This is a genomic window from Streptomyces sp. NPDC051636, from assembly GCF_044453765.1.
Classification (GTDB): Bacteria; Actinomycetota; Actinomycetes; order Streptomycetales; family Streptomycetaceae; genus Streptomyces.
The window spans coordinates 141,302-156,041 of sequence record NZ_JBITDA010000003.1 but is presented as its reverse complement, the minus strand read 5'-3'; the positions used below and the strand labels follow the sequence as shown (position 1 = coordinate 156,041).

12 protein-coding genes and 1 pseudogene are annotated in these 14,740 nt (G+C 71.4%); 3 read left to right on the top strand and 10 right to left on the bottom strand.

The features are described from left to right. Window positions 1-14: 14 nt before the first annotated feature. The 5 genes and pseudogenes from ACIBBH_RS07705 to ACIBBH_RS07685 form a co-directional block, all read right to left on the bottom strand. Complete coding sequence (locus ACIBBH_RS07705; protein ID WP_399403000.1) at window positions 15-785, bottom strand: group II truncated hemoglobin; 771 nt, start codon at window positions 783-785, stop codon at window positions 15-17. A gap of 228 nt (window positions 786-1,013) precedes the next feature. After that, a complete protein-coding gene (locus ACIBBH_RS07700) occupies window positions 1,014-4,259 on the bottom strand; it encodes a S8 family peptidase (protein WP_399403643.1) in 3,246 nt (1,081 codons plus the stop codon). 305 nt (window positions 4,260-4,564) lie between these two features. Further along, window positions 4,565-4,708, bottom strand: a pseudogene (locus ACIBBH_RS07695) (ATP-binding cassette domain-containing protein); the annotation flags it as partial. A 79-nt stretch (window positions 4,709-4,787) separates the two neighbouring features. Beyond that, window positions 4,788-6,047, bottom strand: coding sequence for an Ig-like domain-containing protein (locus ACIBBH_RS07690; RefSeq protein ID WP_399402998.1), 1,260 nt, complete (start codon window positions 6,045-6,047; stop codon window positions 4,788-4,790). A gap of 208 nt (window positions 6,048-6,255) precedes the next feature. Continuing rightward, window positions 6,256-6,618: a hypothetical protein gene (locus ACIBBH_RS07685; RefSeq protein ID WP_399402996.1), complete on the bottom strand. Its 363-nt coding sequence runs from the start codon at window positions 6,616-6,618 to the stop codon at window positions 6,256-6,258. A gap of 109 nt (window positions 6,619-6,727) precedes the next feature. Here ACIBBH_RS07685 and ACIBBH_RS07680 point away from each other — a divergent pair, with 109 nt between their 5' ends. Together ACIBBH_RS07680 and ACIBBH_RS07675 are read left to right on the top strand one after the other, a co-directional pair. Next, the gene (locus tag ACIBBH_RS07680) at window positions 6,728-7,045 is read left to right on the top strand and encodes a hypothetical protein (protein WP_399402994.1); all 318 of its coding nucleotides are present in this window, start codon (window positions 6,728-6,730) and stop codon (window positions 7,043-7,045) included. Window positions 7,046-7,086: 41 nt separating this feature from the next. Continuing rightward, window positions 7,087-7,878, top strand: coding sequence for a hypothetical protein (locus tag ACIBBH_RS07675; RefSeq protein WP_399402992.1), 792 nt, complete (start codon window positions 7,087-7,089; stop codon window positions 7,876-7,878). Window positions 7,879-7,931: 53 nt separating this feature from the next. Here ACIBBH_RS07675 and hutH read toward each other — a convergent pair whose 3' ends face one another. The 3 genes from hutH to ACIBBH_RS07660 form a co-directional block, all read right to left on the bottom strand. Continuing rightward, window positions 7,932-9,470 carry a histidine ammonia-lyase gene (gene hutH / locus ACIBBH_RS07670; RefSeq protein WP_399403641.1) on the bottom strand — a complete coding sequence of 513 codons (1,539 nt, stop codon included), beginning with the start codon at window positions 9,468-9,470 and terminating at the stop codon, window positions 7,932-7,934. Window positions 9,471-9,558: 88 nt separating this feature from the next. Next, complete coding sequence (locus ACIBBH_RS07665) at window positions 9,559-10,701, bottom strand: diguanylate cyclase domain-containing protein (RefSeq protein WP_399402990.1); 1,143 nt, start codon at window positions 10,699-10,701, stop codon at window positions 9,559-9,561. A gap of 89 nt (window positions 10,702-10,790) precedes the next feature. Then, on the bottom strand, window positions 10,791-11,585 hold the full coding sequence (locus tag ACIBBH_RS07660) for an enoyl-CoA hydratase/isomerase family protein (protein WP_399402988.1): 795 nt from the start codon (window positions 11,583-11,585) through the stop codon (window positions 10,791-10,793). 188 nt (window positions 11,586-11,773) lie between these two features. Between ACIBBH_RS07660 and ACIBBH_RS07655 the strand changes: the two genes are divergently transcribed. After that, entirely contained in the window at window positions 11,774-12,358 is a 585-nt protein-coding gene (locus tag ACIBBH_RS07655; RefSeq protein ID WP_399402986.1) for a hypothetical protein, read from the top strand. Here ACIBBH_RS07655 and ACIBBH_RS07650 read toward each other — a convergent pair. Next, the gene (locus ACIBBH_RS07650) at window positions 12,355-13,482 is read right to left on the bottom strand and encodes an adenylate/guanylate cyclase domain-containing protein (RefSeq protein ID WP_399402984.1); all 1,128 of its coding nucleotides are present in this window, start codon (window positions 13,480-13,482) and stop codon (window positions 12,355-12,357) included. The genes ACIBBH_RS07655 and ACIBBH_RS07650 overlap by 4 nt on opposite strands. A gap of 373 nt (window positions 13,483-13,855) precedes the next feature. Then, the gene (locus ACIBBH_RS07645) at window positions 13,856-14,716 is read right to left on the bottom strand and encodes a biotin--[acetyl-CoA-carboxylase] ligase (protein WP_399402982.1); all 861 of its coding nucleotides are present in this window, start codon (window positions 14,714-14,716) and stop codon (window positions 13,856-13,858) included. Window positions 14,717-14,740 lie beyond the last annotated feature (24 nt).

Here is a 14,740-nt window from a genome sequence, read left to right as displayed (position 1 = left end):
TGTCCGTCCCCGCGTCACCCCTGGTACGGCGGCGCTGCTCCCCAGGTCCACTTCGGCACCGGCTGCTCCGCAGGGGGCTTGGCGTCCGGGCCGGAGAAGTACACGGCGAGCCGGGTGCCCCACTCCACGTAGGCCAGGAAGGCCGACCGGAACTCGGCGTCCGTCGGCAGCCCCGCCTCGTCGGCCGCGTCCTGGATCAGATTCACCCACCGGCGGCGCTGCGGCTCGCCGATGTGCTTGCCGAAGTGCTTGGCGACCATGTGGGAGTGGCCGCCCTGGGTTTCCGAGTACCGGGCCGGCCCGCCGAAGACCTCCGCCAGCCACAGGGCCACGTGCTCCGCGTGCTCGGGGGCCAGGCCGGCGAAGAGCGGGGCGAGCAGGTCGTCCTTCAGCACCTTGTCGTAGAACACGTCCGTCAGCCGCGAGAAGGCCTCGGCGCCGCCCGCCCAGTCGTACAGCGTGGGGATCGCCGCCCCGTCGCCCCGGACCGTGGTCGGCTTGTAGTGGCGCATCTCCTCGATGTTCTCGACGAACGGACGGATCTCGGCGAAGAACGCGGGGAACACGTCGGAGGTACGGAAGCCCTCGAGGTGGTCCTCGGTCGACGTCCAGGTGATCCGGAGGACGTAGTGCTCGAAGTCCTCCTCGCACCGGCTCAGCTCATAGTCCACGCACTGCGGCGCCGCCGCCAGCTGGGTCGCGGCGCGGGTGTAGGCGGCCAGGAACTCCGCCGACTGCCGCTCGGGGATGCGGTACCGGATGTATTCGACGGTCTCTGCGGTCATGGGCCCAGCCAACACGACAGACCCACCGGAGGGTCCCCTTCCGGCGCCCCTGTCGTACATGTCAGCGCTGGGCGTAACCGGCGTCACGGTCGGCCAACCGGTCGGCGTCTGCTCTTCGCGCGAGCGGCGCCCACGGCAACCACCCCCTTCCCGTCCCCCGGCAACGCGCCAAGGGGCCTGCCGGAAGTCACCCCCCGGCAGGCCCCTCAGCTGCGGACTACGTGTCGCTTACTTGCCGTAGTACGCGTTGTAGATCGAGATCGTCGACTTGTTGCCCTTCTTGTCGGCGATCTTGGCGTGGAAGGAGACGGCCTTCCCCTTCGCCGGGTTCTTCACGGTGATCTTGCCGTGCTTGACCTCGACCTTCTTCCAGGTCTGGCCGTAGTCGTACGACACGTACACCGCGAGGGACTTCAGGTTGCTGCCCGCGGCCGCGCCCTCGACGGTGACCGGGAAGGTGACCGTCCTGCCGGCCTCGACGCGGCTGTCCAGGCCGGTCTTGGCGTTGAAGCGGAGGGTGGAGGCGGGGAGCTTGACGTGGTCGCTGGAGGACTTCTTGGAGCGGAAGGTCCAGCTCGCGTCGATCCGCGTGGAGGCGGCGGCGACCTTGACGGTGCGCTTCACCGAGGTGGTCAGCTTGTACTCGGCGTCGGCGGACGGGACCTTGAAGGTCTCATCGCCGAACAGCGGGTCCGCGTTGGAGCCCACCTTGGTGCCGTTGCGGTACAGGGTCGTGGTCACCGAGGTGAAGTCCGACGAACCGGCGTGCTTGCTGCCGTCGGCGAACAGCGGCAGCCAGCCGTACATCTCGTTGCCGTCACGGTAGAGACCGAAGTGGGCGTTGAGGTGCGGGCCGAAGACCGCGGTGTTGAAGGTCTTCGAGTAGGTCTTGCCGGCCGCGAAGGACTGCTGGGGGGACATGTAGTACGCGTCGGTGATCGGGAAACCGTCCTGGTCGACGCCGCTTTGCTGCTCGAAGTCAAGCTCCCACTGCACGCCGCCCTGCGCGGACAGGTGCAGGGTGCGGGTGCTCGGGGTCGGCTGCGGGATGCCGATGGAGGAGGCGCCGGTGCTCCCAGGGAGCCAGCCGACCGCGTTGATCGCGCCCTTCTTGCCGCTGGCGGCGGCACCCAGTCCGGCCTTCACCGTGGACAGGTCGCCGGCCTTGTAGTGCTTGGTGTAGCCGGTGGCGAGCTGCTTGACCTTGGCGCCGGTGGTGATGTCGTACTGCTCGGTGGCACCCTTGGTCCAGTGCCCGTCCCACTGCTGGTAGAGCGAACCGTCGGTGACCGGCGAGCCGAGGCCGGCGGTGTGGAAGTTCTCGTACGAGTCCAGCCAGAACCCGAAGCCGTACGTGGTGTTGCCCGCGGTGACGTCGAACTCCGGCGAGGCGAACTTCGACTGGGCGGCGGCGTCGGGGACGGTGATGTCCACCGGCTTGGCCTTGCGCGCGTCCAGCGTGACCGTCTTGTTCTTGGTGACGCTCAGCTTCGGCTGTGCGATCCAGTCGGCGCCCTTGGAGGCGTCCTCCGGGTCCACGAAGAGCGCGGAGTTGAGGACGTAGGTGCCCTTGGGCACGCGCACCTTCACCGTGCCGGAGGGGTCGTACGGCGTCAGCCACGTGTCCTTGCCCAGGCCGGTGAGGCCGGCCAGGTCGATGCCGTACTCCTTCGGGGCCTGACCGTCACGTCCGATGACCTTCAGGGTGAGGTCGTACGACTCCACCTCGCGCTGCACCGCGGCGGCCGTACGCACGGTCTGCCCGCCGCCGGTCGCCGTCACGTACGCGGAGTACGCGCCGTCGAGGGTGCCACCCAGCTTGGTGTTGACGGTCAGGTCGACGGAGGCCTTGCCGCCCGCCGGGACCGTGATCTCGGTCGCGCCGAGCTTGAAGAAGCCGGCCGGAGCCGCCTGGCCCTTGGGGTCGGTGGCGGAGGCGCCAAGGCTGAGCGTGACGTCCTTGGTGCCCAGGTTGCGGTAGGTGACCTGCTTGGTGACCGGCTTGTCGTCGGTGTGCGGCCACTGCTGGGTGCCGAAGCCGACCGAGACCGGGTCGGCGATCACGGACTGCTTGATGGCCTTGTCGACCGCGATCCGGCCGGAGCCCTGCTGGAACGGCGTGTACGTGCCGCCCTTCGCGGAGCCGGTCAGGGCGCCCTTGAGCTCGGAGTAGTCCCAGGTCGGGTGCTCCTGCTTCAGGATCGCGGCGGCGCCAGCGACGTGCGGGGTGGCCATCGACGTACCGGAGATGGTCAGGTAGCCCTCGGGCTTCTCGCCGACCTCCTGGTCGATGACGCTGCCCTTGGCCGCGGCGGCGGTGATGTCCACGCCGGGCGCGGTGACGTCCGGCTTGATGGCGCCGTCGCCGTTGCGCGGGCCGGTGGAGGAGAAGTCCGCCAGCTTGTCGCTCTTGTCGACGGCGCCGACGGTGAGCGCGGCGTCCGCGCTGCCCGGCGAGCCGATCGACTGGGGGCCCTCGTTGCCCGCGGCGATCGCGAACAGCATGCCCTTATCGGCGGAGAGCTTGTTGACCTCGGCCTCGAGCGGGTCGACCTCGGGCGTGTCGTAACCGCCCAGGCTGAGGTTGACGACGTCGGCGCCCTGCTGGGCCGCCCACTCCATGCCGGCGAGGATGCCGGAGTCGTCACCGAAGCCGCTGTCGTCCAGGACCTTGCCGTTGAGGATCTTTGCGTCGGGCGCGACACCCTTGTACTTGCCGCCCGACTTGGCGCCGGTGCCCGCCGCGATGGACGCGACGTGCGTGCCGTGGCCGAAGTGGTCGGTGGCGTCGGCGGCGGTCGAGAAGTTCTTGGACTCGATCACCTGGTCCTTCAGGTCCGGGTGGGTGGCGTCCACACCCGTGTCCAGGACGGCGATCTTGACGCCCTTGCCGGTGTAGCCGGCCGCCCACGCCGTGGGGGCGCCGATCTGCGGCACGGACTTGTCGAGGCTGGCCTTGCGCACGCCGTCGAGCCAGACGTGCGCGATACCGGAGGCGGTCTTGTCGCCGTTGGTGACCGCGTCCCACAGCTCGGGTGTGTCCTTGGCCGGGGTCTGCACCGCGTCCGCGTTCAGCGCCTTGAGGCTGCGGCGGAGGGTGCCCGCGTCACGGACGTCCGCCTTCGTCGCCGCGGCCGCGCCGCTGTAGCCGACGATGACCTTCAGGCCGTGCTTCTGGGACTTGCGGGTGACGGCCTTGTTCAGCTCGGTGACGTCGAACAGCCGCTGGTCCAGCTTGCCGGTGGCGACCAGGCGGGCCGCGTCGGCGGGAACGACGAGGGTGTGCCCGTCGGCCTTGCGGATCTGGAACGGAATGTGCTCCCGCCCCTTGGCCCGCTCCAGGCCGACGACCCGGCCCTTGGCGTCGAGGGCGACCCGGTCGCCGGTGATCAGGGTGACGCGGTGCTTTGCCGTGAGCGACGAGGCGGCGGACGACGACCGCTGCTCGGGTTTCGCCGACGCCGGGCTGGTCATGCCCGCGGCGAGGGCAACTGCGGCTGCGGTGGCCACGGTGGCCGCAGCCGCTCTTTTCACTTGTCTGCGCAAAACTCCCCCTGGAGGTGAAGTACCGGGCGAATTCCCCGTTCACCCGGCCGGGGGCAGTCCCGTACGCATGCACGTCAACCCCCCGGAAGACGCAGTATGCCGGGGGGTGATCTGACGGCTCAATAGATGAGAAGGGGATGAGAAAGCGCTACCGTGAACTGTTACGCCCCGGGGGGAACACCGTTACAGAACCGCGAAGTCGAAAGCCGGTGACCGGTGTTATAAGCCGGGCGCGAGGTGGGCCGGTCCAGCCCGACGGCCATCTGCAGCAGCGTCGCCTTGCCGCCGCCGGTGGGGCCCTGGAGGACCAGGCGGTCGCCGTCGCCGAGGGTCAGGTCGACACCGTCGAGGGCGACAAGGCCGAAACAGAGAAGCACGAGAAGGCTGTGGCGGCCCCCGGGAGAGCCCGATGCCGCCCCTGGGAGCGGCATCGGAAGCAGGGGGACTGAGCGAGCGTCAGACCGCCGAACCGGCCTTCCACTGCGCCCAGCTCATGTTCCAGCCGTTGAGGCCGTTGTCGGGGGCCACGGTCTTGTCGCCGGTGTTCTTCACGACGACCACGTCACCGACGATCGAGTGGTTGTACATCCACGCGGCCGGCGTGTCCGGGTCGTTGGCGCCCTTGGTGTCCGACAGGCCCACGCAGCCGTGGCTGGTGTTGACGCTGCCGAAGATGGACTTCGCGCCCCAGTAGTTGCCGTGCAGGAAGGTGCCGGAGCCGGTGAGGCGGATGGCGTGCGGCACGTCCTTGATGTCGTACTCGCCCTTGCCGTCGTCGTCGGTGAAGCCCACGGTCGCGCCGTTCATGCGCGTCTCCTTGAACTTCTCGGACATCACCATGACGCCCTCGTACGTCTTGTTCTCGGGCGAACCCGCCGAGATCGGAATGGTCTTGATGGTCTTGCCGTCCTGCGTGACCTTCATCTGCTTGGTCTGCGCGTCGACGTAGGAGACCTGGTTGCGGCCTATGTGGAAGGTGACCGTCTTCTGCTGCACGCCGTAGACACCGCCGGCGCCCTCGACACCGTCGAGCGCGAGCTTCAGCGTGACGGTGGAGTTCTCCTTCCAGTAGTCCTCCGGGCGGCAGTCCATGCGGTTGGTGCTGAACCAGTGGCAGGCGACTTCCTGGCCGCTGCTGGAGCTGACCGTGATGCCCTTCTGGACGGCGGCCTTGTTGGTGATCGCCTTGTCGAAGTGGATCGACACGGGCATGCCGACGCCGACGGTGGAGCCGTCCTCCGGCGTGAAGTTGGCTATGAAGCTGTTGGCCGGGGAGACCGTGGTGAAGGAGGCGTTCTCGTGGGCGACGCGGCCCTCGGAGTCCTTGGCCGCCGCGGCGACCTTGTAGGTGGTGGAGCGCTCCAGCTGCACACTGGGCTTCCAGCTCTTCTTGTCGGCGGCCAGCTGGCCCGGGACGGCCTTTCCGTCGGCGGTCGTCATGGCCACGCTGGTGAGCGTGCCCTTGGTGACCTTCACGGTGGCGGAGTTGTTGATGGACGCGTTGTTCGAGCCGTCCTTGGGCGTGATCGTGATCTGGGCCTCGGACGACTTCTTGGCCGCCGCCGCGTCGGCCTGAGCCTGCGAGCCGTCGCCGCTGCCGGAGGCCTTGTCGTCGCCGCCGGAACAGGCCGTGAGCACCAGCACACCGCCGAGCAGTGCGGACGCGGCCATCAGGCCCTTGCGCCGCTTACTGTTCGTTATCACACGCTTCTCCATCGTTGCCGAATCCCCAAAAAGCCCGAGTCCCCCGTTGAGAACCTTCAACGCTACGGCCGGTACGCCCCGTTCCACCTTCCTGGAAGGTGTGGGCCACACCACGTCCCCCCCGGGGGGGCGGGTGGTGCGAGAGTCAGCCGTGCGCCCCCTGAGACGACGAAACCCCGGTCGGCGGTTGCCGTCCGGGGTCACGCGTTCCCCCCTGAGCTCAGCCGATGCCGCCGGGTCGGCCTTCGCCGTCCTCGTCGTCCTCTTCCTCGACATCATCGTCGCCGAGGTCCCACTCCGGCGAATCGGGGTCGTAGTCGATCCGCTCGCTCGACCAGGAGGCCTGCTGGAGCTCGACGCCCGGCACTTCGCTGACCAGGTCGAACGGATCGACGAGATAGGCCAGGGCCTCCGCGGTGTCTTCCGTCACAGCCCCCTCGGCGTGGGTCCGCTCCTCGTCCGGCAGCTCCGGATCCGCGGCGAGCCGGCGCAGCGCGGCCTTGGTGACCGCGTCGCCGTCCTCGACCTCGAGGACCAGCTCCACCCGAAGGCGTACAAATCGTGATGTCTCTGGAGTGCTCATGCTCGGAGCGTACGGCGGAAACCTCTCGTGACTTTCCTGTGACCCGCGCCTTTCACTAACATCGCCCCACACGGCCAATTCGCCAGCGTCACAAGGGGATCGATATTCCGTGTCATCCGTTCGCCGCCCGCTGCTGACCGCCACCGCCGCGGGCACCCTCCTGGGCGCCCTGTGGTTCGTCCCGTCCGCTAACGCGACGCAGGACGCCCCGGCGAGAGCGGAGACCTCGGCGACGCAGGTCACCCAGCAGGCCAGGGCGGTGTCCGAGGCGACCACCGAGAGCGCGTCGGCCTCGGCGGACGACACCCGGCTCGCCGACACCGGCAGCCCCGACACCACGCCGTACGTCATCGGCGGCACCCTCTTCCTCGCCGTGGGCGCCGGATTCGTGGTGTATTCGGTGCGCCGGGAACGCCTCGGCTTTTGAAGAACTTGACGTTTCATTGACTCGCGTCTCATAGTCCGCTCATGAAGAGATCATCGGGCGTGCGACTGTGCGCCGCTGCCGCAGTGAGCGCGTTGTCGTTCGCCCTTGTCACGGGGTGTTCCAACGGGGGTTCGAGCGACTCCGGGGACGGTAAGGGCGGCAAGAGCGAGAAGCCGGCCGCGAAGGCGCTGAGCGCCGCCGAGTTGAAGAAGCTGATCATCGCCAAGGGCGAGGTGCCCGGCTTCAAGGTCGGGCCCGTCGAGGGGGGCATCCCCGAGGACGGCAAGGTCAGGACGGACGACGCCAAGTGCGACCCGCTGCTCGACGTCCTGACCGGCATCGCGCCCGGCGACCCCGCGACGAACACCAGCCGCATGGCCACGGAGGACAAGAAGGACCCCACGGACGACGCCACGTCCCTGGACGATCTGGCCGACGGCAAGTTCGAGGACGCGCTCAACGAGTCCATGGACCTGGACGTCACCGTGGTCACGCTGTCCTCGTACGACGGGGAGGGCGCCGAGAAGGCCCTGCAGTCGGTCTCCGACGCGGTGAAGGCGTGCTCGGGCGGCTTCTCCGGCGACCAGGACGGCGAGAAGGGGAAGTTCACCAAGGTCGCCGAGGAGAAGTCCTCGGGCACGGGTGACGAGTCGCTGGCCTTCACCGCGACCAACGACACGCCGGACGGGGCCGTTCCGCTCCACGGCGAGGTCGTGCGGCACGGGAACACCGTCGCGACGTACAGCACCATCAACATCGGCGCGGCGATGACCAAGAAGGCCTACACGGTGTCAGCCCCGGTGATCAAGGCCCAGGCGGCCAAGCTGAAGTGAGGTACGGAACGTGAGAAGGGGCCCTGTCCGAGGACGGGGCCCCTTCTTCTGGCTCACCGCAACGGCCCGGTGACCGTCTCCACCGCGGCGACGAGCTCCCCGCTCCGCACGAACGCGTCAGCGGCGGCCAGGTCGGGGGCCAGGAACCGGTCCGGCCCGGGACCCTGGGCTCCCGCGGCCCGTACGGCGTCGATGACCGCCCGCGAGGCGGGCGCCGGGGCGAGCCCCTCGCGCAGTTCGATGGCGCGGGTGGCGGCGTACAGCTCGACGGCGATGATCCGGGTGAGGTTGTCGACGGCGGTACGCAGTTTGCGCGCGGCCGACCAGCCCATCGAGACGTGGTCCTCCTGCATCGCGGAGGACGGGATGGAGTCAGCGGATGCGGGCACGGCGAGCCGCTTCATCTCGCTGACCAGGGCGGCCTGTGTGTACTGGGCGATCATCAGCCCCGAGTCGACGCCGGCGTCGTCCGCGAGGAACGGCGGCAGCCCGTGGCTGCGGTTCTTGTCCAGCAGCCGGTCGGTGCGGCGCTCGGCGATGGAGCCGAGGTCGGCGGCGGCGATGGCGAGGAAGTCCAGGACATAGGCCACGGGAGCGCCGTGGAAGTTGCCGTTGGACTCCACGCGGCCGTCGGGCAGGACGACCGGGTTGTCCACGGCCGAGGCGAGCTCGCGCTCGGCGACCAACCGGGCGTGCGCGAGGGTGTCCCGTCCGGCGCCGGCGACCTGCGGGGCACACCGTACGGAGTAGGCGTCCTGGACGCGGGGCGCGTCGTCCTGGTGGTGCCCCGTGAGCTGGGAGCCCTTCAGTACGGCCAGCATGTTGGCGGCGGACGCCCCCTGCCCCGGGTGCGGACGGATGGCGTGCAGCTCGGGCGCGAGGACCTTGTCCGTGCCGAGCAGCGCCTCCAGGCTGAGGGCGGCGGTGACGTCGGCGGACTTGTAGAGCAGGTCGAGGTCGGCGAGAGCCAGCACCAGCATGCCGAGCATGCCGTCGGTGCCGTTGAGGAGGGCGAGGCCCTCCTTCTCGCGCAGCTCGACCGGGGCGATGCCGTGCTCGGCGAGCAGTTCGCCGGCGGGGCGGACGGTCCCGTCGGGGCCCTCGGCGTCGCCCTCGCCCATCAACGTCAGGGCGCAGTGGGACAGCGGGGCGAGGTCGCCGGAGCAGCCGAGGGAGCCGTACTCGTGCACGACCGGGGTGATCTGGGCGTTCAGGACGTCGGCCATGGTCTGGGCGACCTCGGGACGGACGCCGGTGTGCCCCGAGCAGACGGTCTTCAGCCGCAGGAACATCAGGGCGCGTACGACCTCCCGCTCGACCTTCGGCCCCATGCCGGCGGCGTGCGAGCGGACGATGTTGCGCTGCAGCTGGGTGCGCAGGTCCTGGCCGATGTGCCGGGTGGCCAGGGCGCCGAAGCCGGTGCTCACGCCGTAGACCGGGTCCGGCTTGGCCGCCAGCGCGTCCACGATCTCCCGGGCCGCCGCGAGGGCCGCCACCGCCTCCCCCGACAGCTCGATGCGAGCGCCGCCGCGCGCCACGGCGAGAACGTCGGACGCGGTGACCCCCGACGTCCCCACCACCACAGTGTGCATATCCATATTCAGGAGCGTACGCATTGAATGCAGGGATGTCACTAGTGGGGGTCCGGTTCGACCCTTACCGCGGCGGACAGGGACGTGGTCACGGCTGACGGCCGCGGAAACGGCGCCGCTCGGCCCGCTCGGGCGACGGCTCGTCGGCGAGACGGACGACCGGGTCCTCGGGGCCCTCCCGGCCGGCGACCACCGGCCGGTCCGCGTGGACGGCCTTCGCACGGTACTGCGCCGCATCCGCCAGCCGGAACAGCCGGCGGGCCGACCGCACCTCTCCGATCGGGTCCGCCGTCGAGGCCACCCCGCACGCCACACCCTCGCCCAGCTCCAACTCCCTGGCCCGGCGGCAGAGTTCGTCCGCCGCCTTGACCACCTCGTCGGCCGGCGGCCCCACCGCGAGCAGACAGAACTCGTCCCCGCCAAGCCGCGCCGCGAGAGCCCCCGGCAGCATCGCCCCGCACAGCGACAGCACGGAGCCGAAGCGTTCGAGGAGCCGGTCCCCCACGGCGTGCCCCTGGGTGTCGTTGACCCGCTTGAGCCCGTTGATGTCACACACGGCCAGGCTCACCACCACGCCCTCCCGGCGGTGCCGCTCGACGGCCTCCTCCAGGCGTACGTCGACGGCGCGGCGGTTGGCCAGCCCGGTCAGCGCGTCGGTGAACGCCAGCCGCCGGGCCTCCTGAAGCCGCTCGGTCTGCGCGAGCCCCGCGGCGACGACCGCGGCCAGCACGGTGGCGAAGTCGGCGTCGCCCCGGTCGAAGACGGGCACGCCGAGCGCGCGGGCGACATACAGCTCGCCCCAGGCCCTCCCGTGCAGCACGACCGGCGCGACCACGCAGCAGCCGCGCCCGCGGCGGCGCAGGGCGGCGACACGCTGGTGGAAGTAGCCGGGGCGCCCGGCGGCGGCCCCGTCGGCGGTCTCGACCCAGGCGTTGGGCCCCTGGCCCCCCGCCCACCGCTCGTGCAGGAACTCGGTGATCTCCGGGAACTGGTGCACCGGATAGGCCTCGTGGTCCGGGAACTCCTCCTCGTCCGGGGCCCGCTCCCCCGCGTTCACCAGGACCCGCAGCTGTCCGCGGTCCCGCTCCCACACGGACAGCGCGGCGAAGCTGCCGTCCAGGGCCCGGCACGCGCCGAGCGCGGCGGCCCGCCAGGACTCGCGGGGGGTGTGCGCCGCCGCCATCCCCTGCGCCAGCGCCACGACGGCGGCGAGCCGCTTGTCCTCACCCATCACTCCAGGTTAGGGAGGATTGGAACGAACGGGGACATTGGTGTGCCGAACAGGTGGACCGCTGGTGTGCGATCACGGTCTGCGCAGCTCTACTCCCCCGGCCACTGCGGCTTCCGCTTCTCGTTGAACGCCGCCACCCCCTCCGCCCGGTCACCCGAGAACGCCACCGACCGCCAGGCCGCGTCCTCGACCTCCAGCCCGGCCCGCAGCTCCAGCCCCTGCCCCAGCCGCAGCGCCCGCTTCGCCGCCCGCAGCCCGACGGGCGAGTTCCCGGCGATTCGGGAGGCCAGTGCCAGGGCCTCCTCCCGGTCCCGTCCGTCCTCCACCAGCCGGTCCACCAGCCCCAGCTCCCGCGCCTCGGCCGCCTCCAGTCGCCGCGCGGTGAAGATCAGCTCGGCCGCCCGCGCCGCCCCGACCCGCCGCGGCAGCAGCTGCGTACCGCCGCCGCCCGGAATCACGCCCACGGACACCTCCGGCAGCCCCACCACGGCCGTGCGGTCGGCCACGATCAGGTCGCAGGCCAGCGCCAGTTCGAAGCCGCCGCCCAGCGCGAACCCGTGCACGGCGGCGATCGTCGGCACCGGCAGCTCCAGCACACCGGTGTACGCACCCCGCGTCACCGGCCGCTGCCGTACCAGGTCGGCGTCGCTGAAGGAGTTGCGCTCCTTCAGGTCGGCCCCGACGCAGAACGCCCGCTCGTGCGACGAGGTCACCACGACCACGCGCGCGTCCCGGTCGGCGGCGAGCGCGGTGCATGCGCCGGCGATGGACCGGGCCATGTCGGTCGAGACGGCGTTCATGGCCTTGGGCCGGTCCAGCACGAGCTCCGCGACATGCCCGTGCCGCCGCACCAGCACGAACTCCCCGAACCGCTCCTCGCTCATGACACCCTCCGGTTAACGCGGGTTAACTCCCTGACGCCCCGATCATCGCAGCCGGGCCCTCACCGGGGAAAGAGGCGGCCTCGCTGCCCCGTTCGAGTGACATCCCGCCCGACCCCGGCCCAGCCCCCACAAGGAGCGCATAGCGTGCGCTACGCGGCGCATGGGGGGGCGCGGCGGGGAGGGACGCGATGACAGACACGGAAGAACACAGGCGTACGGGACCGGCTCCGAACGCCGCACCGCTCGTCCGGCGCGGCCGCCACCGCAAGCCCCGTCCCCGCAAGGCCGTGCTCACCGCCGGCGGGCTCGCCCTGGCCGCCGGTGCCCTGAGCCTCGTACGACTGGCACCCGAGGCCGGAGTCGGCGCGCCGGGCGCCGCGAAGACCGAGCCGCGGCTCGGCTCCGGCGGCGCCACGCAGCGGTCCGCGAACACGGCCGCCACCGTCGGCACCGTACCGAGCGAGGTGGCCTCGGCGACCGCCCCCATGGGCGGGGTGAACGCCATCCCGAAGACCTCGGCCGTGTCCCCCACGGCCCTCCCGGGCGGCACGGCCGTCCCCGCTTCCGTCCCGGCCACGACGATCCCGGCGACCCTCCCGCAGGCGACCGACCCCCCGGCGCCGTCGGCGACCACGGCACCCGCCCCGGACCCGGCCCGCACCCCCGCTCCGGCACCGAGCCCCAGCACCGCCGCTCCGGCGCCGCAGCCCGGTCGGCCGGGAAGCGTATGCGTGCCGGTCATCGGGTTGTGCGTGGACCGGGATCCGGATTAGGAGTCGCTGTCCCGGCGGGTGAGCAGCCACGGTTCGACGACGCCGAGACCGCGTACCGGGCGCTGCCACATCGGCTGGAGCGCGAAGCGGTACGTCGGCGGCTCCTCGCCCTCCTTCTCCGCGGCGGCCGCGGCCTCGGCGGCCTCCGCCTCCGACGCGGGGGCCTCGCCGGTGCGGATGAGCTCCTCGGCGAAGGCGCTGTCCACGAGGACCGAGTCGCGGGGCGCTATCGACGTCAGCCGGGAGGCCAGGTTCACCGTCGTACCGAAGACATCGCCCATGCGGGTGGTCACCGTGCCGAACGCCATGCCGACGCGCAGTTCGGGCATCGTCTCGTCGTTGGCCATGGTCTCCACCAGGCGCAGGGCGATGTCGGCGGCCGTGCCCGCGTCGTCGGCGGCGTACAGGACCTCGTCGCCGAGGGTCTTGATGAGCCGGCCGCCGCGCGCGGCCACCAGGTCGGCGGCGGTCGTCTCGAACGCCTCGACGAGCTCGCCGAGCTCCTCCTCCTCCATACGGCGGGTCAGTCGCGTGAACCCGACGAGATCGGCGAAGCCGACGGCGAGCCTGCGGTCGACCATCTCCTCGTCGTCCGCGGCCTGCACGACCCGGCCGGCCGATGCGGCGAGCTGGCGGCGCCAGACGTAGACCAGGAACTCCTCCAGCTCGGGCAGGAGCAGTTCGACGATCGGGTACGTCACCTCGGTACGGGTCATGCCCGGCTCGGGCGGCTCGGTGAGGCCCTCCAGGAAGGAATCGATCTGCCACTCCGCCAACCGGGCGGTGGTCTGCCCGGTGGACCGGGCCACCTGCACCGCCATCGCCTCGCTCAGCAGCCCCGCCTCGACGAGACCCGCGAGGCGGCGCAGGGCCAGTACGTCGGCCTCGGTCAGCGCCTTGGCCTGGCCGATGTCGGCGAAGCCCATGGCCCGCCAGAAGCGTGAGGCCAACTCCATGGAGACGCCGGCGCTGCGGGCCGCCTGAAAGGGGGTGTAGCGCCGCTCGGCGCCCAGGATGAGCTGTTCGAGGCGCAGGGCGAGCGGGTTGTCCTCGCCGGAGTCGGCGGCGTGGGGGTCCACCCGGCCGTCCGCGCCCGCGCCGGAGCCCGTGTCGTCGACGGTCACGCCTGCTGCCCTTCCGATCTGTCACGGTCAGGTATCGACCGGCCTTCACTCTACGGCAGGTGTGCGCCAGCTCACTCCGTTATGTTCGGCGGGGGTACGGTCTCCGGTGCTGGTGAGGGGATGCCCGGTCGATGCTGCCCGCTGCTGGCCGCTGCCGCCCCCAGACCCCCGCTTCCGCCCTGAACGGCCTCGTCCTCAAACGCCGGACGGGTGGGACTGGGCTGAGGTACCTGCTCGGCTGCGTTGCAGTCGTGCCGCTTGGGGCGGCACGGGCGGGCGCAGCGGCACCCCGCCCGCGCGGGTGGGCGGACCCGCCTCCCGGCGGCAGCGCACGGCACCCCGTCAACACCCGCTCTGCCCCCGGAGGGAACCGTCAGGCCGGCCGCAAGTGCACGATGTCCCCCGCCCCCACCGGCTCCCGCACCCCCTCCTTCGTGGCCAGCACCAGCCGCCCGTCCCCGTCGACGGCCACCGCCTCCCCGACCACCGACCGGTCCCCGGGCAACTCGGCCCGCACGAGGCGCCCCAGCGTCGCGCAGCCCGCCGCGTACGTCTCCTGCAGGCCGCTCGCCGCCGCATCACCCCCGGCCGACCGCCACCGCCCGTACCAGTCCTCCAGCGACCGCAGCACCGCCCGCAGCAGGGGATCCCGGTCCGAGTTGACCGCCCCGGCCAGCGCCAGCGAGCCGGCCTGGGGCACCGGGAGCTCCTCGGCCCGCAGTGAGACGTTGATGCCGACGCCGATGACCACCCCGTCGTCCCCGGCCCGCTCCGCGAGGATGCCGCCGGCCTTGCGTTCCTCGCCGCCCACGGTCACCAGCAGGTCGTTGGGCCATTTGAGTGCCGTGTCGACGCCCGCCGCCCGCGACAGCCCCGCGGCCACCGCGACCCCGGTCAGCAGCGGCAGCCAGCCCCAGCGGGCCACGGGCACCTCGGCGGGACGCAGGAGGACGGAGAAGAACAGGCCGGAGCGGGCGGGAGCCGTCCACTGGCGCTCCAGGCGGCCCCGCCCGGATGTCTGTTCCTCGGCGACCAGGACCGCCCCCTCGGCCGCCTTGCCCTCGGCGGCGCGGGCCACCAGGTCCGAGTTGGTGGAGCCGGTGCGCTGCACCACGTCCACCTCGGACCACAGGCCACCCGCCCGCACCAGAGCCCGCCGCAGCGCCACGGCGTTCAGGGGCGGGCGGTCCAGGTCGGACCAACGGCTGTCGTCTGCTGCATCTCGTGGCGTCATGCAAGCCACCCTAGGTGTGGTAAA

Bases quoted from the DNA above. Each gene is read 5' to 3' on its own strand.
- ACIBBH_RS07705 (WP_399403000.1), bottom strand. From the start codon at position 785: ATGACCGCAGAGACCGTCGAATACATCCGGTACCGCATCCCCGAGCGG.
- ACIBBH_RS07700 (WP_399403643.1), bottom strand. From the start codon at position 4,259: ATGACCAGCCCGGCGTCGGCGAAACCCGAGCAGCGGTCGTCGTCCGCC.
- ACIBBH_RS07690 (WP_399402998.1), bottom strand. From the start codon at position 6,047: ATGGAGAAGCGTGTGATAACGAACAGTAAGCGGCGCAAGGGCCTGATG.
- ACIBBH_RS07685 (WP_399402996.1), bottom strand. From the start codon at position 6,618: ATGAGCACTCCAGAGACATCACGATTTGTACGCCTTCGGGTGGAGCTG.
- ACIBBH_RS07675 (WP_399402992.1), top strand. From the start codon at position 7,087: ATGAAGAGATCATCGGGCGTGCGACTGTGCGCCGCTGCCGCAGTGAGC.
- hutH (WP_399403641.1), bottom strand. From the start codon at position 9,470: ATGCACACTGTGGTGGTGGGGACGTCGGGGGTCACCGCGTCCGACGTT.
- ACIBBH_RS07665 (WP_399402990.1), bottom strand. From the start codon at position 10,701: ATGGGTGAGGACAAGCGGCTCGCCGCCGTCGTGGCGCTGGCGCAGGGG.
- ACIBBH_RS07660 (WP_399402988.1), bottom strand. From the start codon at position 11,585: ATGAGCGAGGAGCGGTTCGGGGAGTTCGTGCTGGTGCGGCGGCACGGG.
- ACIBBH_RS07655 (WP_399402986.1), top strand. From the start codon at position 11,774: ATGACAGACACGGAAGAACACAGGCGTACGGGACCGGCTCCGAACGCC.
- ACIBBH_RS07645 (WP_399402982.1), bottom strand. From the start codon at position 14,716: ATGACGCCACGAGATGCAGCAGACGACAGCCGTTGGTCCGACCTGGAC.